Raw genomic sequence first — 15,862 nt, forward strand, 5'->3', positions numbered from 1 at the left:
GAGGCATGGAAACCCTGACCCTCTCGGAAGCCGAATGGCGCAAGCGGCTGACCCCCGAACAATATCATGTCCTGCGTGAAGCCGGCACCGAACGCGCCTTCGCCGGTGCGCTGAACGACAACAAGGCGGACGGCATCTACCGCTGTGGCGCCTGCGCCAACGAGCTGTTCGACAGCGCCGACAAATATGACAGCGGCTCGGGCTGGCCCAGCTTCACCCAGCCGATCGCGGCCGATGCCGTCGTCGATCACACCGATCGCAGCCATGGCATGGTCCGCACCGAAACCCGCTGCGCCCGGTGCGACAGCCATCTCGGCCATGTCTTCCCGGATGGTCCGCCGCCCACCGGCCTGCGGTACTGCATGAACTCGCTCGCGCTCGATTTCCGTCCCCGCGCGAAAGCGTGATCGCCTCCCCGCCCCCACCCGCGTTCCCGTCATCGAACGCTTGTGGGGGCGTCGGTTAACGCGTATCTCGCGGACCGCACATGGCCCGTAAGCGTCCCGCCCCCCGCTCGCCCTGGCGTCGCCGGTTCGGCATCACCCTGAAGATCCTCATCGCGCTCGGCCTGCTCGGCCTCGGCGCGCTCGCCGTCGCGGTCTATGTCGCGCGCGCGCAGCTACCGAGTTTCGAGGAGCTGAAATCCTCCCCCAACGGCCAGATGATCCGCGTCCACGCCTCGGACGGGTCGATCATCGTTTCCTTGGGGCCGAGTTACGGCGAATGGCTGTCCTATCGTGCCATCCCCGCGGTGATGCGCGACGCCACCATCGCGGTCGAGGACCGCCGGTTCCGCAGCCATCCCGGCGTCGATCCGATCGGCATCGCCCGCTCGGTGATGATCCGCTACGAACGCGGCCGCTGGATTCAGGGCGGCTCGACCATCACGCAGCAGATCACCCGGACGATCTTCCTGAACAACCAGAAGAAATTCGGTCGCAAGTTCCGCGAGTGGATTCTCTCACTGGCGATGGAACGCAAATTCTCGAAGGACCAGATCCTCGAACTGTACCTGAACAAGGTCTATTACGGCGGCGGCGCGTACGGCATCGATGCCGCCGCGCGTAAATTCTTCGGCCACGGCGCCGGCGACCTCAGCCTGGCCGAGGCGGCGGTGATCGCCGGACTGGTGAAGGCACCGTCCAACTATTCGCCCACCGCCGATGCCGACGCCGCGGTCGGCCGCGCCGGCGTCGTCATCCAGCAGATGGTGCGCAACGGCTATATCTCGCAAGGGCAAGCGGCCGCCGCCGACCCCGAGGGGCTGAAGCTCGCCCCCACCCCGCCGCAGAACAGCGCCCGCTACTTCACCGACTGGGCCTTGCCGCAACTCGATACGCTGATCGACGAGACGCAGGCGCCGCTGGAGGTGTGGACGACGATCGATCCCGCCATGCAGCGTCAGGCCGACGAGGCGATCCGCGCCAACGCCCCCGCCGGCGCGCAGGGCGCGCTGGTGTCGCTCGACCGCGACGGCGCGGTGCGCGCGATGGTCGGCGGCAAGGATTACGTCACCTCGATCTACAACCGTGCCACGCAGGCGGTCCGCCAGCCGGGCTCCTCGTTCAAGCTGTTCGTCTATCTCGCCGCGCTGGAGGCGGGTCACAAGCCCGAGGATACCGTCGTCGACGAGCCCGTCACGATCGACGGCTGGAGCCCACGCAACGATTCGCGTCGCAATTCCGGCAACGTGACGCTGCGCACCGCCTTCGCCTATTCGCTGAACACCGTGGCGGCCAAGCTGGGGCAGGAGGTCGGCTTCACCACCATCGCCGACATGGCCCGCCGGTTCGGCATCTCGACGCCGGTCAACACCCACCCGTCGATGGTGCTGGGCACGTCCGACGTCCGCCTGATCGACATGACCCGCGCCTTCGCCAGCGTGGCGGCCAAGGGCGTCGCCGTCGTCCCCTATGGCATCGTCCGCGTCACCGCCAACGGCGAGACGATCTACACGCACGAGGTCGATCGCAGTCGCGTTCTCGTCGCCCCCTATGTCGCCGCCGAGATGACCGACCTGCTCCAGACCGCGGTCAACACCGGCACCGGCCGTCAGGCGCAGATCGGCCGCCCCGTCGCGGGCAAGACCGGCACGACCTCGTCATCCAAGGATGGCTGGTTCCTCGGCTTCTCCAGCGGCCTCACCACCGGCGTCTGGATGGGTCGCGACGATGCCCGCCCGATCAGCGGCCTGCACGGCGGCACCGCCCCGGCGCGCGCCTTCGCCGCCTTCATGAAGCCGGCCACCGCGTCGCGCCCGATCGAACAGTTCGACACGCAGGTCACCTTGCCCGAATGGCAGCTTGAACCCGACGAGGAGAGCTATTTTGGCACCCCCGACAATGGCGGCGGCGCTGGCGGTACCCCGCTGGTGGACGAGAACGGCAACCCAATCGAACAGCCGGTCGCCCCCGCCCCCGTCGATCCAGCAACCCAGCCGGAGGGCGACCGCCCCGTCGCGCCGGAACGGACGCCGCAACAGCAGCTCGACGACCTGATCGACAGCGTCACCAACCCCGACGACCGCCGCCAGCCCGCGCCACCCGTCCGCCAGCAACCACCACGCAATACGCCACCCACGGTCCAGCCCGTGCCGCGTCAGCCCTCGGACGACCGCCCGACCCAGTGAAGCGCCGCGCCGTGCGTGCGCAGCCATGCGCGCGCCGGCGTCGGGTCCTCGCCGAGCAAATTCGCGACCAGCGCGTGGAAATCGGGGCCATGGTTCATATGCACCCGGTGCGCCACCTCATGCGCGACGGTGGCGCGGCGGACCCAGCCCGGCGCCAGCAACAGCCGCCAGCTATACCGGATCGCGCCCGAATACGCGCAACTGCCCCAGCGCCGCTTGGGATCGCCGATCGCCACCTGCGTCACCACCACCCCCGCCTTGGCGGCGAACTCCGCCGTTTCCACGCTCAGCAGGTCGAGCGCCCGCGCGCGCAGCCACGCCTCCACCCGCCGCCCGATCGTCTCCGCCGGCCCGGCCAGCAGCAACCGGTCGCCATCGCGCAGCACGCTGCGCCGGCGGCCCTCGTCCCGCACGATCGTCAGCATCTCGTCCGCCACCTCGATCGTCGCGCCGACCACGAACGGCCGCGCCCGGGGCAGGCGCGCGCGCTGCTCGGCCAGCCAGTCCGCCTTGCCCTTGGCCCACAGGATCGCCGGTTTCAGCGCCGCCCGCCGCGGCAGCACCAGCCGTGCCCGCCCGCTGGCGGGATCGAGCGACAGCGTCAGGCGACGCGCGCTGGGATGACGGACGATCTCGAACCCGTCGACCGTCTCCGCCCCCGCAGCCGCCGCCCCTGCCTTCACAGGATGCGCTCGACGATATGGTCCTCCAGATCGCCGACATCGTCCTCGCTGACCGTCCAGCCGCGTACCGACTGTTTGGCCGCGTGCACCGCCTCACGGTCGCCGCACACCAGATAATGCCATTCGGGCAGTTGCTCGCCCGCCGCGCGCAGGCGGTACGCGCAGGTCGATGGCAGCCATTCGATATCGCGGACGTTGCCCGCGGTCAGCCGCACGCATTCCGGCACATAGGCGCGACGATGCTTGTAATCCGAACAGAAGCCGGATCGCCGGTCGAGCAGGCGGCAGGCGACGTTGGTCGGCAGCACCTCACCCGTCTCCTCGTCCTCCAGCTTGTGGACGCAGCATTTGCCGCACCCGTCGCACAGCGATTCCCACTGGCCGCGGTCCAGCCGTTCGATGGGCGTGTCTTCCCAATAGCGTGTCGTCATCTGGCCCATTTCCCGATCTCGGCGGCGACCGCCTCGGCACCCTGATCCTGCGGCACCAGCGCCAGCGGACGGTTGGCCGGGTCCATCAGATAGGCCTGCCGGCTGTGATTGACGAGGTATCCGCCACCCGCAGATGCATCGCCCTTCGCCGAATAGACGCCGTACGCCTTCTTGATCGCATCGATCGCCGCCTGATCGCCGGTCAGCCCGACCAGCCGGGGGTGGAATGCGCTCACGAACTGTTTGAGCACCGCCGGCGTATCGCGCGCCGGATCGAGCGTGACGAAGATCGGTACCACCCGCGCCGCCAGCGCCGGGTTGCGCTGCTCCAGCAGCTTCATGGCCTGCGCGATCGTCTGCACATCGGTCGGGCAGACATCGGGGCAAAAGGTGTAGCCGAAATACATGACCCGGTATCGGCCCGCAAAGCTGCGGTCGGTCGTCGGCTTGCCGTTCTGGTCCACCAGCGCGAACGGCCCGCCGATCCTCGCCCCCGCCAGCGGCGCGGCGGCATCATCGGCGGGCGACGCGGGATGACAGGCGGCAAGCGCCAGCGGCAGCGATATCCAGCATCTGTTCATGGGTTCCGACCCTTGATCTCTTCGCCACGCCCGCGCAAGCAGGACCCGACAAGCCAAGGATCACGCCATGAATGCCAAGCTCCTGATGTGGGCCGCACCCGCTCTTTTTCTGGCCATCGCGACACCGGTCGCGGCGCAGCAGCAGTCGGAAAGCTACAAGTTCCTTCAGGCGGTGAAGGATGCCAAGGGCAACGACGTGATCGCCATGCTCGACAAGCCGGGCAGCAGCATCGTCAACGCCCGCGATATCAATTCCGGTGAGGGCGCGCTGCACATCGTCGTCAAGCGCGGCGACGAAACCTATCTGCGCTATCTGTTGCAGAAGGGCGCCGACGCCAACATCCGTGACAGGAACGGCAACACCCCGCTGATCCTCGCCGTGCAGGGCGGCCAGCGCGACATGATCCCGATCCTCGCCGCGGCAAAGGCCAATCCGAACCTCGGCAACCAGTCCGGCGTCACGCCGCTGATCCTGGCGGTGCAGGGCCGCAGCATCGACATGGTCCGCCTGTTGCTGGCGGCCAAGGCCGATCCCGATCAGGCCGACGTCATGGCCGGCCTGTCCGCGCGCGAATACGCCGCGCAGGACACCCGCAACACCGCCATCGCCAAACTGTTCGACGAAACCCCGAAACGCACCCGCGCCGCCGTCTCCGGCCCGCGGCTGTAGGTGCTTTCCCTCTCCCACCGGGAGAGGGAGGGAGCGGCACAGCAGCGGAAGGGTGAGGGTGGATATCGGCCGTCATCGCCGAAATCATCCCACTCCAGAGCGACCTGTTCCCCGGCGGAGGCCGGGGTCCAGTTGGGAAAGCTGTGGCGGTCGATAATCGACCTTCGCCCAATTGGACCCCGGCCTCCGCCGGGGAACAGGTTGATAATTTTACTTTCGTATCACCGCCCGTCGCGGAGATGCCCTACCCCGCCAACCCCACCCCTTCGGGATCGACCAGCGCGGTCAGTCGCCGCGCCGCGCGCCGGGCGAAGGCCAGTGTGCACCGCTTGCGGACATGCGCCGGCAGCGGCGTCGTATGCGCCTCGCGCACGATCGCGGCGTCATAACGGTCGGCGACGATGATCCCCGTCCGTTCGGGCAGGAAGGCGGCGCCCATCAGTGGTTGCAGGTCGAACCCCGCCGGCACCGCCCAGAAATAGCGGTCGCAATGGTCGAGATAATCCGGCCACTTCCCGTCGCCGAGCAGATCGGCGCGCGATACCTTGATCTCGACGACTACGATCCGCCCGCGCGCATCGATCGCCATCAGGTCGGCGCGGCGACCGCCTTCCAGCGGCACCTCGGTCATCGCGGTCAGGTCGTGGCGCAGCAGCAGGCGGATGACGCCGCGCGCGACATCGGCCGCACACAATTGGGGATCGCCATCAACACAGGAAGCCGGGGCCATGTCGAGCATGGTCCCGGCATAAGAACGTTTCACGAACGGATCAAGGCCGTTCCCGACCCCTCACCGATCAGTTCACCGATAGAAGGTATGACCACCGATCGCGGCGACGCGCTGCATCCGCGCACCGGGCGAACGGCCATGCGCGTTGAAGTACAATGCTTCGCTGGCAACGCTGTCCCAGGCATCGCTCAGCGCGACACGGGCCACCGCCACGGCGGTCTGCCAGCTGCGGCGGGCCTCGTCGATCGACGGGATACGACCGCCGCGCACGAAGCTGAACTGCCCGCGCTGCTTGACGACGGCGCAGACGTCGGTGGGGAAACGACCCGATTTCGCGCGGTTGATGATGACCTGCGCCACCGCGAGCTGGCCGGACAGCGGCTCGCCCTTGGATTCGAAATAGATCGCGCCGGCCAGGCAGCGCATCGTGTCGTCGGCGGCGACGGTGTCCTGATCGGCGACCGCTTCGGCCAGGCTGTCATAGGAATTGTCGTCATCGTCCTGAACGACGGACTGATCGACATCGGGGATGGAAACTTCGGGCTCTACCGTCGCGCCGGGGGCGATCTGATCGGGAACCACATGGGGGGCCAGCGTGTTGAGCGTGGCGAGAGTCGGAGTCGCGATCAGGCTACGGTCCAGGCCGTTTGCCCAACCCGGCGTGCTGGTTCCAATCAGCGCGACGAGCGAGAAAGACATGGCCGCGAAGCTGGCGACCCGGGAAGCAAACGACATTCATTCAAACGTACATGCGGTTGGACCACGGACCCGATCGACATAATCGATCGTCCGGGCGTCCCCCCGACTGCGTCACCGGCCCGGATCGCACCCCGGCAAGCACAACGCTGATTTCGATGGAACCGCGCTCGCCGTTTCGGGTTAACGAGTCAAATACACAGGATCGTTTCAGCGACGAGTCGTTCCGCCCCCGGGACGTTCAGTTCGATCACCCACAAATCCGGGTCGCGCGATCGCCGCTTTTGCCAGTATCCGATCAGGTCGTCGGCGGGTGTGGACTCGATCAGGGCGGGGTTGCCATCCGGCCCGATGCCACGCTCCACCAGCCGCTCCGGGCCGCCCGGTTCGACCACCACGGCCAGTATGCCGCCGGCTTGCGCATCGCCCTTGGCCAGCACCGCGCCGAAGCCACCGGAATCGTTGGCCCGCCGCAGCATCGCCGATACCAGCAGGCCGCTCGGCAGGCGTCCGCTCATGCCGAAATATAGCCCGGCAGACCCGCCAGCGCGATCCGCGAACGCATGAAGGTGCCGGTGCCGCGGGCGACCTCCTCCCCCTCCGCATCGATCAACCGCGCCTCGCCCACGAATACGCGACGGCGACCGCTGATCCAGCGTCCTTCCGCCACCACCGGACCGGCGAGCAGCGGCTTGGTCAGCAACAGGTTGAACGCCGTCGTCAGCAGGAAACGATCGCTGACCAGACTATTGCAGGCATAGAATGCCGCATCGTCGAGCATCTTGAAATAGCTCGTCCCATGCGCCGCGCCGCCGGCGTGGAAATGCCGCTCGTCCAGCGTGAAGCGGATGCGCGCGACGCCGCGTTCGACGATCTCCAGCGACGAATCGAAGAATCGGTTGATCGGCGCCTGCGCGTACAGCGTTTCCAGCGCCCGGAAATGCGCCGCCTCGCCGCCTTGCTCCACCGCCCGTTCGCCCGTTCGTTCAGGCGGCATGTCGGGCGTCGCTCGCGATGAAGAGCGCATACAGCGCATCCTTCGATCCCGCCCCGCGCAGCTTGGCGAGGAACGCCCGGTCGCGCATCCGCCGCGACACGCGGGCCAGCGCCTTCAAATGTTCGGACCCCGCCGCCATCGGCGACAGCAACGCAAAGACCAGATCGACCGGCAGATCGTCGACCGCCTGGAATTCCAGCGGCTGCCCCAGCCGCACGAACAGCCCGATCGGGGCGATAAGGCCGGGAAACTTGCCATGGGGAATGGCGACGCCGCCGCCGAACCCCGTCGACCCCAGCCGCTCCCGCTCGCCCAGCCGCTCGGCGATCACCCGCGCGTCGATATCGGCCAGCGCCGTACCCATCGTGCCAAGCTGCTGGAACAGCGCCTTTTTCGACGCCGCGGTCACCCCTGTCGACACGGCATCCGCGCGCAACAGGTCGCTGAAATCATTCATCACGCTGTCTCAAGCAAACCGCCCCCGTACGGGCGCATAGCGGCTCGTACGGGGGTGGCAAGTCAGGCGGCGTTGGCGCTGGTCAGCGCTTCGCCCATCCGCTGGGGCTCGACCCAGCCGATCGTCCCGTCGCCGCGGCGATAGACCATGTTGTACGCGCCCGTCCCCGAATTGCGGAACAGCAGGGCGGCGGTATTCCGCAGGTCGAGCATCATCACCGCGTCGCCCACGCTGGCGTCGGGCACGTCGACCCGCGTTTCGGCGATGATGAGCGGCGCGTCGTTCTCCACCTCCTCGGCGGTCGATTCGGCGAACAGGGTATAGCCTGCATTGTCATAAGCGCCGGCTTCGGCAACCTCGATCGCCTGCGCGGTGTGTCGATCCTTCAGGCGACGCATATAGCGGCGCAACTGCTTTTCGATCTTCTCGGCCGCGCCATCGAAGGCGGGATGCGCCTCCTGTGCCTCGTGCCGGCCTTTCAGCACCAGTCCCTTCATCACGTGCGCCACGATGTCGCAGGTGAAACCGACATCGTGCGGCCCGCGTCCGAACGTTACTTCGGCAGAGATGGCACGGCTGAAATATTTGTCGGCGATACCCTGGAGTCGGTCTTGGACATGGGTCTTGAGCGCGTCGCCCGTATCGACCTGATGACCTGAAATCCGGATATCCATCTTACTCTCCATCTATCGGGCGGTCCTGTTGGCTCCACCCGAATTCGGCGTCATCCGGACGCCGCGGCCCCCCGTGATGGTCCCCACAACGAATTGGGGATCCCGTTCATGAACGCGGCATGGGCCGCAAGTTCTCCCTCGGGAATGGCGAAAATACGTGGCGGGCGCAGGGTGCGGGGCGTGACCGCGACGACCGGCCCCGCCGCTGCGACGGGCAGATCGTCGGCCAGGCCCAGCCCGATCTGCCGGCCGCCCATCAGCTCGACATACACCTGCGCCAGCAACTGCGCGTCGAGCAGCGCGCCGTGCAGCACGCGATGCGACCGGTCGACGCCGAAACGCGAACACAGCGCGTCGAGCGTGTGCTTGGCGCCGGGATGGCGGCTGCGCGCGATCTGCAGCGTGTCGATCATCCGCGTCCGATGGCAGACCGGCGGAAAGCCGCATGCCGCCAGCTCGCCGTTGATGAAGCCGAAATCGAAACTGGCATTGTGCGCGATCAACGGCGCATCGCCGATGAAGTCGAGAAAGTCGGCGACCCCTGCCGCGAACACCGGCTTGTCGCGCAGGAACGCATCCGACAGGCCGTGGACGTTGAACGCCTCGACCGGCATCGACCGTTCGGGATTGTAATAGGCGTGGAAGGTACGACCGGTCTCGACCCGGTTGACCATCTCGACACAGCCGATCTCGACCAGCCGGTCGCCTTCGGAGAATTTGAAGCCGGTGGTCTCGGTATCGAACACGATCTCGCGCATCGCCATCGTATCGGCCTTATCGCGCGGTCAGGCAAGCGACGACCCGCCGCACCGCCGCCCTTGTTTCGTCCAGCGATACGTCCGTCGCGATGACGAAATCGGCCCGCGCGCGCTTGTCGGCATCGGGCATCTGCCGGGTGAGAATCGCCGCCAGCCGCGCCGCCGTCATGCCGTCACGCGCCAGCACCCGCGCCTGCTGCACGGCGGCGGCGGCGGAGACCACCACCACCCTGTCGCAATATCGCTCGCCCCCCGTCTCGAACAGCAACGGCACGTCGAGCAGCACGATCGCCGCAGCGGCCTGAGCGGTCAGGAACGCCGCCCGCTCCTCGCCCACCGCCGGATGCACGATCGCCTCCAGCCGCGACAGCGCCGCGGCATCGCCCAGCACCGCCTGCCCCAGCGCCGCCCGATCGACGCCCCCTGCCCCCGTCGTCCCCGGAAACGCCGCCTCGATCGCGGGAACCAGCCGCCCGCCCGGCCCCTGCAGGCCATGCACCACGGCATCGGCATCGAACACCGGCACGCCCTCGTCCGCGAACATCGCCGCGACCGTCGATTTGCCCATGCCGATCGACCCGGTCAGGCCGAGGACGATCATGCCGTCAGCAGCGCCCGCAGCTCCGCATCGCGGTCGCGCGGCGGGTCCTGGCCGAACAGGATCGCAAAGGCGACCGCCGCCTGCCCGATCAGCATCTCCAGCCCGTCGACGGTGTCCAGCCCCCGTGCCCGCGCCGCCGCCAGCAGTGGCGTCTCCAGCGGCGCATAGACGATGTCGTACACCACCGCGTCCTTCGGCAACGCCGACAGGTCGAGTGTCAGCGGCGGCTGCCCGACCATCCCCAGGCTGGTGGCATTGACGAGCAGCGCGGCGGCCGGCGCGGCGGGACCGAGCGGCAAGGCCTGCCCTTTCAGCCCGAACGACGACAGCAGCGCCGCCGCCTTCAGCGGATTGCGGTTCAGCACCGTCACCGGCCCCACCCCGACCCGCGACAGCGCCCACAGGATCGCGCGTGCCGCGCCCCCTGCCCCGATCACCGTCACCGGCCGGTCGGCCAGTTCCATATCGGCGATCGGCGCCCAGAAGCCGGCGGCATCGGTATTGGTGCCGGCCAGCGTCCGATCCTCCTGCCGGAACACGGTGTTGATCGCACCGATCGATCCGCGGACATTGCCGGGATCGCCGACATGCGCCATCGCCTCCACCTTGTGCGGCACGGTGATGTTGCACCCGCGCCAGTGCGGGTCCTCCACCCGCTGCGCGAAGAACGCGGCAAGGTCGTCGGGCGTGACATGGGTGGCGCGATACTCGGCATCGATGCCGAGCGCCTCCAGCCAGAAACCGTGGATGACCGGCGATTTCGAATGGGCGATCGGATCGCCGATCACCTCCGCATAGGGGCGCGTGCCACCCGGAAACGTCTCAACAGTCATGGCGCACCCTATCTTTGCCGATCAGCCGGCGATCACCCCCCGGATGCGGCAATAATCGAGCACGGGCAACAGCGGCAGGCCGAGCACGGTGAACTGGCTGCCCTCGATCCGGCCGAACAGCTGCACCCCCCTGCCCTCGATCCTAAAACAGCCGACGCAGCCGGCGATCGCCGGCCATTCATGGTCCAGATACGCCTCGATGAACGCCGCCGACAACGGCCGGACATGCAGCTCCGCGCGATCGACATGGCGCCACACTGCATTACCCTGTTCGGCGACGACGGCGGCACTCCACAGGTCGTGAACGCCCCCGCTCATCCGCGCCAGATGCTCGGCTGCCTCCTCGCGGCTCTCCGGCTTGTCGAGCCGGCTGCCATCGGCCAGCGCGACCAGCGAATCCGATCCCAGCACCAGCGCGCCCGGCACCTGCCGCGATATCTTCACCGCCTTCAACTCGGCCAGCGCATCGGCCAGATCGCGCGCCGACAGGTGCGCCAGCGACGCCTTGGCGGCGTCCTCGTCCACCCGCGCCGGCAGCGCCTCGTACGGCACGCCCGCCGCATCCAGCATCGCCCGGCGCGACGCGCTCTGCGAGGCGAGCACCAGAATCTTGCGGTCGCTCCCCCCGGTTACTTCAGGAGTCATTCGTCCATCTCGCTCTGATGCTGGCGGTCCGCGCGGCGCTGGTTGACCAGCGAGACGACGGCGGCCGCGGTTTCCTCGATCGACCGCCTCGTGACGTCGATCACCGGCCAGCCATTATCCGCGAACATCCGCCGCGCAAACGCTATCTCGCGCGCCACGGCATCCTCTTCGACATAGGGCGTGTCGGGTTGCTGGTTGAGCGACAACAGCCGGTTGCGGCGTACCGCGATCAGCCGGTCGGCGCTGGTCGTCAGGCCGACTACCAGCGGATTCCTCAGGCTGTACAACGACTTCGGTGGCGGGCTCTCGACCACGATCGGGATGTTGGCGGTCTTGAACCCGCGATTGGCGAGATAGATCGACGTCGGCGTCTTCGACGACCGGCTGACCCCGGCGAGCAGGATATCCGCCTCCTCCCATTCCTCATGGGCAATGCCGTCGTCATGCGCGATCGTCCACTGAATCGCATCGACCCGCGCGAAATAGGCGGCGTCAAGCACGTGCTGGCGTCCCGGCCGCGCCTTGGCCTGCTGGCCCAGCATCGCCGACAGCGCGTCGTTGACCGGGTCGAGCGGCGCCACCGCCGGCAGACCGAGCGCGACGCACCGCCCCTCCAATATCCGCCGGGTCGCCGGATTGACCAGCGTGAACACCACAAGTCCCGGATTCTGCGCGATTTCCTGAAGGATGCGCTCGAGGTGAGCTTCGGTCCGGACCATCGGCCAGAAATGCCGCACCGTCTCGACATCGTCGAACTGGGCAAGCGCGGCCTTGGCGATGTTCTCCAGCGTCTCGCCGGTCGAATCCGACAGCAGATGCAGGTGGAGGCGGGTGAGGGCCACGGCGCTCAGGCGCCCGTGGCGGGGGTTGTGGACAAGGCTGTGGATAACATCGGGATGGAACCTAGGATAACTCTGGCGAGACGCCAAGCCGCTGTCGACCGGTGGACAACCCGAAACTTATCCACAGGCGCGTCCACAGGCCCGATTTTTATCCACAGGCTGTGGATAACGGGGATCGTTGAATCGAATCACCGGATTCCTGCGATTCCGGCGCAGTCAACCTGTTGGCAATTCGGGGATGGCCGCCTAATCCCCGTTGCCCACGTGCCTACCACTTCAACATCTTTCTCGAATCTACTGTTAGGAAGAAGGCGCTGACCGACTCTCTCCCTTCCGTCGCCCCCGGCGATTCCGTCCCCGCCCCCCGGGACAAGCCATTACTGGCGGTGCTGCGGGGCGAACGCCGCCCGGTGCCGCCGTTGTGGCTGATGCGGCAGGCGGGTCGTTACCTGCCCGAATACCGCGCGCTCCGGGCGGAGAAGGGCGGCTTCCTCGCCCTCGCCACCGACCCTGCCGCCGCGGCCGAGGTGACGATTCAACCGATCCGCCGGTTCGGCTTCGACGGCGCGATCCTCTTCTCGGACATCCTGATGGTCCCCTGGGCGCTGGGTCAGGATCTCAGCTTCGGCGTGGGGGAGGGGCCGCGGCTGGAACCGCCGCTGGTCGATCACGCCCTGGCGGCGCTGGACCGTGTCCCGGCGCGCCTGGAGCCGGTCTACGAGACCGTTCGGCAGGTCGCGGCCATGCTACCTCCGGAAACCGGCTTTCTGGGCTTTGCGGGCAGTCCCTGGACGGTGGCGACCTATATGGTGGCGGGGAAGGGATCGAAGGATCAGGGCGAGACGCGGCGTTACGCCTATCGCGACCCGGAAGGATTCGGCGCGATCATCGATGCGATCGTCGCAATGACCATCGACTATCTGGTCGCACAGGCGGATGCCGGGGTGGAGGCGGTGCAGCTGTTCGACAGCTGGGCCGGATCGCTCAGCCCCGCCCAGTTCGAACGCTGGGTCATCGCCCCCAATGCCGCGATCGTCGCCGGCCTGCGGGCGCGGCGGCCCGACCTGACGATCATCGGTTTTCCCAAGGGGGCAGGGGGCAAGCTGCCCGCCTATGCCCGCGAGACGGGGGTCGATGCGCTGGGACTGGACGAAACCGTCGATCCCGTCTGGGCGCATGCCATGCTGCCCGAAGGGATGCCGGTGCAGGGTAATCTCGATCCGCTGGCGCTGATCGCCGGCGGTGAGGAACTGGACCGCGCGATCGACCGTATCATCGGCGCGCTGGCCGATCGGCCGCATGTCTTCAACCTGGGGCACGGCATCCTGCCCGACACCCCGATTTCGCATGTCGAGCGGCTGATCGCTCGCATCAGGAGGACGGCATGAGCGGCTGGCTGGGCGCGGCCTATGACTGGGTGAAGGCGGCGCACCTGATCTTCGTGATCTTCTGGATGGCCGGGCTGTTCATGCTGCCGCGCTATCTGGTCTATCATCAGGAAGCGCTGGCCGCCGGTCGCAGCGACGAGGCGGCGCTCTGGGTCGAGCGCGAGGGCAAGATCCGCAGCATCATCCTGACGCCGGCGATGATCGTCGTCTGGGTGCTGGGACTGGCGCTGTCGGCCAATATCGGCCTGTTCGACGGGGCAGGGGGGCTGGGCTGGCTTCACGCCAAGCTGCTGCTGGTGCTGCTCCTGTCGGGCTATCACGGCTGGGCCGTCGGCTATGCCAAGAAACTGGCCGCGAACCGCCCGACCTTGCAGGGCAAGCAGTTGCGGATGCTGAACGAGATCCCGGCGCTGGCCGTCACGCTGATCGTCGTGCTGGTGATCGTAAAACCGTAGAAAAATTCCCTCTCCCCTTGGGAGAGGGAGGGAGCGGCGCAGCCACGGAAGGGTGAGGGTGGCCGAGGAGTAAGTGGGGCGATGTCCTACACCCCCGAAAACCACTATCCCCTTCCAATGACGTGCATTTCCTTCACTCCAATCGGCCCCTCACGCGGGCGCGCCTACGCGCGTACGTGCGTGAGTGTGACTTTCGAGACTTTCCGCGATCGACCGCCTCTCGATCCCCGTCTGCTGAATCAGCGCTTTCGCTTGACGGATGCCCAACCGCCGCTTACGCCCTGATCGACCGTAGAGAGCGACGTCCTGTCGTTCCACGTTTCTTGCCCAGCCCCGTTGCGCTGCGTTCCCGACGCCGACCCGGCTATCTTTCCCGACTATCTGCATCCGGATATATCCATGCATCTCAAAGACTTGAAGAAAAAGACACCGGCCGAACTGGTGCAACTGGCCGAAGAGCTGGGCGTCGAGGGCGCCTCCACGCTCCGCAAGCAGGACCTGCTGTTCGCCATCCTGAAGGAACAGGCCGAACGCGGCGACCAGATCATGGGTCTCGGCACCATCGAGGTGCTGCAGGACGGCTTCGGCTTCCTGCGCTCACCCGAGGCGAATTACCTTGCCGGTCCAGACGACATCTACGTCTCTCCCAACCAGGTCCGCAAACACGGCCTGCGCACCGGTGACACGGTCGAGGGCGAGATCCGCGGTCCCAAGGACGGCGAGCGCTATTTCGCGCTGGTACGCCTGACCACGGTCAATTTCGATGATCCCGACGCGGTCCGTCACCGCGTCAATTTCGACAATTTGACGCCGCTCTATCCGGAATCGAAGCTGACGCTCGACCCCGAGGACCCGACGCAGAAGGACAAGTCGGCGCGCGTCATCGACATCGTCAGCCCGCAGGGCAAGGGCCAGCGCACGCTGATCGTCGCCCCGCCGCGCGTCGGCAAGACGGTGATGCTCCAGAACATCGCCCGCGCGATCTCGGAGAACCATCCTGAGGTCTTCCTGATCGTCCTGCTGATCGACGAGCGGCCGGAAGAAGTCACCGACATGCAGCGCAGCGTGAAGGGCGAGGTCGTATCCTCCACCTTCGACGAACCCGCGCAGCGCCACGTCCAGGTCGCCGAAATGGTGATCGAAAAGGCCAAGCGGCTGGTCGAGCACAAGAAGGACGTCGTGATCCTGCTCGACAGCATCACCCGCCTCGGCCGTGCCTACAACACCGTCGTGCCGTCTTCGGGCAAGGTATTGACCGGCGGCGTCGATGCCAACGCGCTCCAGCGGCCGAAGCGCTTCTTCGGTGCGGCGCGTAACATCGAGGAGGGCGGCTCGCTCTCGATCATCGCCACCGCGCTGATCGACACCGGCAGCCGCATGGACGAGGTGATCTTCGAAGAGTTCAAGGGCACCGGCAACTCCGAAATCGTCCTCGATCGCAAGGTCGCCGACAAGCGCATCTTCCCGGCGCTCGACGTCGGCAAGAGCGGCACCCGCAAGGAAGAGCTGCTCGTCGCCAAGGACAAGCTGTCGAAGATGTGGGTCCTGCGCCGTATCCTGATGCAGATGGGCACGATCGACTCGATGGAATTCCTGCTCGACAAGATGAAGAATTCCAAGACCAACGAAGATTTCTTCGACAGCATGAACCAGTAACCGAGTGCGGCCCGCGCCATGTTGGCGTGGGACTCGCACCGGTTCGGCCGGCGGGGCAAAGCCCCGACCGACGACGCGGGCTTTGCCCGTGGCGGGGCTGGCGATGAAGAACGACTGAAACTGGCGGGGCAGGGCG

At 67.1% G+C, this 15,862-nt stretch carries 20 protein-coding genes; 6 read left to right on the plus strand and 14 right to left on the minus strand.

The genetic code is table 11. The features are described from left to right. The first annotated feature begins 5 nt into the window (after nucleotides 1-5). Nucleotides 6-407, plus strand: a complete 402-nt coding sequence (msrB, locus tag JAO74_RS11450; protein WP_199038046.1) for a peptide-methionine (R)-S-oxide reductase MsrB — start codon at nucleotides 6-8, stop codon at nucleotides 405-407. Nucleotides 408-487: 80 nt separating this feature from the next. Continuing rightward, entirely contained in the window at nucleotides 488-2,629 is a 2,142-nt protein-coding gene (locus tag JAO74_RS11455; protein ID WP_199038048.1) for a transglycosylase domain-containing protein, read from the plus strand. On the opposite strand, the gene JAO74_RS11460 is transcribed toward JAO74_RS11455, so the two are convergent. From JAO74_RS11460 to JAO74_RS11470, 3 genes are read right to left on the minus strand one after another with little or no spacing between them, the layout of a single operon-like run. Then, a complete protein-coding gene (locus JAO74_RS11460; RefSeq protein WP_332908793.1) occupies nucleotides 2,599-3,312 on the minus strand; it encodes a M48 family metallopeptidase in 714 nt (237 codons plus the stop codon). The two genes, JAO74_RS11455 and JAO74_RS11460, sit on opposite strands and share 31 nt — an antisense overlap. Continuing rightward, on the minus strand, nucleotides 3,309-3,743 hold the full coding sequence (locus JAO74_RS11465) for a YcgN family cysteine cluster protein (RefSeq protein WP_416194306.1): 435 nt from the start codon (nucleotides 3,741-3,743) through the stop codon (nucleotides 3,309-3,311). Before JAO74_RS11465 ends, JAO74_RS11460 begins: the two co-directional genes overlap by 4 nt. Then, nucleotides 3,740-4,324: an SCO family protein gene (locus JAO74_RS11470; RefSeq protein ID WP_199038052.1), complete on the minus strand. Its 585-nt coding sequence runs from the start codon at nucleotides 4,322-4,324 to the stop codon at nucleotides 3,740-3,742. Before JAO74_RS11470 ends, JAO74_RS11465 begins: the two co-directional genes overlap by 4 nt. A 67-nt stretch (nucleotides 4,325-4,391) precedes the next feature. Here JAO74_RS11470 and JAO74_RS11475 point away from each other — a divergent pair, with 67 nt between their 5' ends. After that, nucleotides 4,392-4,994 (plus strand): ankyrin repeat domain-containing protein, encoded by a 603-nt coding sequence (locus tag JAO74_RS11475; RefSeq protein ID WP_199038054.1) that lies wholly within the window; start codon nucleotides 4,392-4,394, stop codon nucleotides 4,992-4,994. 244 nt (nucleotides 4,995-5,238) lie between these two features. Here the strand turns inward: JAO74_RS11475 and JAO74_RS11480 are convergent, their stop codons facing one another. The 11 genes from JAO74_RS11480 to JAO74_RS11530 all read right to left on the minus strand — a co-directional run bounded on the left by JAO74_RS11480 (nucleotide 5,239) and on the right by JAO74_RS11530 (nucleotide 12,227). Then, nucleotides 5,239-5,733 carry an MmcB family DNA repair protein gene (locus JAO74_RS11480; protein ID WP_199038056.1) on the minus strand — a complete coding sequence of 165 codons (495 nt, stop codon included), beginning with the start codon at nucleotides 5,731-5,733 and terminating at the stop codon, nucleotides 5,239-5,241. Between the two features lie 63 nt (nucleotides 5,734-5,796). Continuing rightward, nucleotides 5,797-6,459, minus strand: a complete 663-nt coding sequence (locus JAO74_RS11485; RefSeq protein ID WP_199038058.1) for a cell wall hydrolase — start codon at nucleotides 6,457-6,459, stop codon at nucleotides 5,797-5,799. A gap of 152 nt (nucleotides 6,460-6,611) precedes the next feature. Then, nucleotides 6,612-6,938 carry a DUF1491 family protein gene (locus JAO74_RS11490; RefSeq protein ID WP_199038060.1) on the minus strand — a complete coding sequence of 109 codons (327 nt, stop codon included), beginning with the start codon at nucleotides 6,936-6,938 and terminating at the stop codon, nucleotides 6,612-6,614. After that, the gene (locus JAO74_RS11495; RefSeq protein ID WP_199038062.1) at nucleotides 6,935-7,417 is read right to left on the minus strand and encodes a PaaI family thioesterase; all 483 of its coding nucleotides are present in this window, start codon (nucleotides 7,415-7,417) and stop codon (nucleotides 6,935-6,937) included. The genes JAO74_RS11490 and JAO74_RS11495 overlap by 4 nt, the downstream gene beginning before the upstream one ends. Next, nucleotides 7,407-7,874, minus strand: a complete 468-nt coding sequence (locus JAO74_RS11500; RefSeq protein WP_199038064.1) for a PTS sugar transporter subunit IIA — start codon at nucleotides 7,872-7,874, stop codon at nucleotides 7,407-7,409. The genes JAO74_RS11495 and JAO74_RS11500 overlap by 11 nt, the downstream gene beginning before the upstream one ends. A 62-nt stretch (nucleotides 7,875-7,936) precedes the next feature. After that, entirely contained in the window at nucleotides 7,937-8,548 is a 612-nt protein-coding gene (gene hpf, locus JAO74_RS11505; protein WP_199038066.1) for a ribosome hibernation-promoting factor, HPF/YfiA family, read from the minus strand. Nucleotides 8,549-8,598: 50 nt separating this feature from the next. Further along, entirely contained in the window at nucleotides 8,599-9,306 is a 708-nt protein-coding gene (dnaQ, locus tag JAO74_RS11510) for a DNA polymerase III subunit epsilon (protein WP_199038068.1), read from the minus strand. A gap of 16 nt (nucleotides 9,307-9,322) precedes the next feature. Beyond that, nucleotides 9,323-9,907: a dephospho-CoA kinase gene (coaE, locus tag JAO74_RS11515; RefSeq protein WP_199038070.1), complete on the minus strand. Its 585-nt coding sequence runs from the start codon at nucleotides 9,905-9,907 to the stop codon at nucleotides 9,323-9,325. Continuing rightward, the gene (locus JAO74_RS11520; RefSeq protein WP_199038072.1) at nucleotides 9,904-10,740 is read right to left on the minus strand and encodes a shikimate dehydrogenase family protein; all 837 of its coding nucleotides are present in this window, start codon (nucleotides 10,738-10,740) and stop codon (nucleotides 9,904-9,906) included. The genes coaE and JAO74_RS11520 overlap by 4 nt, the downstream gene beginning before the upstream one ends. Before the next feature lie 21 nt (nucleotides 10,741-10,761). Further along, entirely contained in the window at nucleotides 10,762-11,385 is a 624-nt protein-coding gene (locus tag JAO74_RS11525) for a Maf family protein (RefSeq protein WP_199038073.1), read from the minus strand. Then, the gene (locus tag JAO74_RS11530; RefSeq protein WP_199038074.1) at nucleotides 11,382-12,227 is read right to left on the minus strand and encodes a pyruvate, water dikinase regulatory protein; all 846 of its coding nucleotides are present in this window, start codon (nucleotides 12,225-12,227) and stop codon (nucleotides 11,382-11,384) included. The genes JAO74_RS11525 and JAO74_RS11530 overlap by 4 nt, the downstream gene beginning before the upstream one ends. A gap of 314 nt (nucleotides 12,228-12,541) precedes the next feature. On the opposite strand from JAO74_RS11530, the gene hemE reads away from it, so the two are divergent. The 3 genes from hemE to rho all read left to right on the plus strand — a co-directional run bounded on the left by hemE (nucleotide 12,542) and on the right by rho (nucleotide 15,726). Then, a complete protein-coding gene (gene hemE, locus JAO74_RS11535) occupies nucleotides 12,542-13,615 on the plus strand; it encodes a uroporphyrinogen decarboxylase (RefSeq protein ID WP_199038522.1) in 1,074 nt (357 codons plus the stop codon). Further along, complete coding sequence (locus JAO74_RS11540; RefSeq protein ID WP_199038075.1) at nucleotides 13,612-14,070, plus strand: CopD family protein; 459 nt, start codon at nucleotides 13,612-13,614, stop codon at nucleotides 14,068-14,070. Before hemE ends, JAO74_RS11540 begins: the two co-directional genes overlap by 4 nt. 399 nt (nucleotides 14,071-14,469) lie before the next feature. Then, the gene (gene rho, locus JAO74_RS11545) at nucleotides 14,470-15,726 is read left to right on the plus strand and encodes a transcription termination factor Rho (RefSeq protein WP_056529704.1); all 1,257 of its coding nucleotides are present in this window, start codon (nucleotides 14,470-14,472) and stop codon (nucleotides 15,724-15,726) included. Nucleotides 15,727-15,862 lie beyond the last annotated feature (136 nt).

The sequence above is a fragment of the Sphingomonas mollis genome (assembly GCF_016427505.1).
GTDB lineage: Bacteria > Pseudomonadota > Alphaproteobacteria > Sphingomonadales > Sphingomonadaceae > Sphingomonas > Sphingomonas mollis.

Coding starts and splice junctions, on each gene's coding strand:
- JAO74_RS11485 (WP_199038058.1), bottom strand. CDS start 6,459: ATGTCGTTTGCTTCCCGGGTCGCCAGCTTCGCGGCCATGTCTTTCTCG.
- JAO74_RS11495 (WP_199038062.1), bottom strand. CDS start 7,417: ATGCCGCCTGAACGAACGGGCGAACGGGCGGTGGAGCAAGGCGGCGAG.
- dnaQ (WP_199038068.1), bottom strand. CDS start 9,306: ATGCGCGAGATCGTGTTCGATACCGAGACCACCGGCTTCAAATTCTCC.
- JAO74_RS11525 (WP_199038073.1), bottom strand. CDS start 11,385: ATGACTCCTGAAGTAACCGGGGGGAGCGACCGCAAGATTCTGGTGCTC.
- JAO74_RS11470 (WP_199038052.1), bottom strand. CDS start 4,324: ATGAACAGATGCTGGATATCGCTGCCGCTGGCGCTTGCCGCCTGTCAT.
- JAO74_RS11465 (WP_416194306.1), bottom strand. CDS start 3,743: ATGACGACACGCTATTGGGAAGACACGCCCATCGAACGGCTGGACCGC.
- JAO74_RS11540 (WP_199038075.1), top strand. CDS start 13,612: ATGAGCGGCTGGCTGGGCGCGGCCTATGACTGGGTGAAGGCGGCGCAC.
- JAO74_RS11500 (WP_199038064.1), bottom strand. CDS start 7,874: ATGAATGATTTCAGCGACCTGTTGCGCGCGGATGCCGTGTCGACAGGG.
- coaE (WP_199038070.1), bottom strand. CDS start 9,907: ATGATCGTCCTCGGCCTGACCGGGTCGATCGGCATGGGCAAATCGACG.
- JAO74_RS11520 (WP_199038072.1), bottom strand. CDS start 10,740: ATGACTGTTGAGACGTTTCCGGGTGGCACGCGCCCCTATGCGGAGGTG.
- JAO74_RS11475 (WP_199038054.1), top strand. CDS start 4,392: ATGAATGCCAAGCTCCTGATGTGGGCCGCACCCGCTCTTTTTCTGGCC.
- JAO74_RS11455 (WP_199038048.1), top strand. CDS start 488: ATGGCCCGTAAGCGTCCCGCCCCCCGCTCGCCCTGGCGTCGCCGGTTC.
- JAO74_RS11490 (WP_199038060.1), bottom strand. CDS start 6,938: ATGAGCGGACGCCTGCCGAGCGGCCTGCTGGTATCGGCGATGCTGCGG.
- JAO74_RS11480 (WP_199038056.1), bottom strand. CDS start 5,733: ATGCTCGACATGGCCCCGGCTTCCTGTGTTGATGGCGATCCCCAATTG.
- msrB (WP_199038046.1), top strand. CDS start 6: ATGGAAACCCTGACCCTCTCGGAAGCCGAATGGCGCAAGCGGCTGACC.
- hpf (WP_199038066.1), bottom strand. CDS start 8,548: ATGGATATCCGGATTTCAGGTCATCAGGTCGATACGGGCGACGCGCTC.
- rho (WP_056529704.1), top strand. CDS start 14,470: ATGCATCTCAAAGACTTGAAGAAAAAGACACCGGCCGAACTGGTGCAA.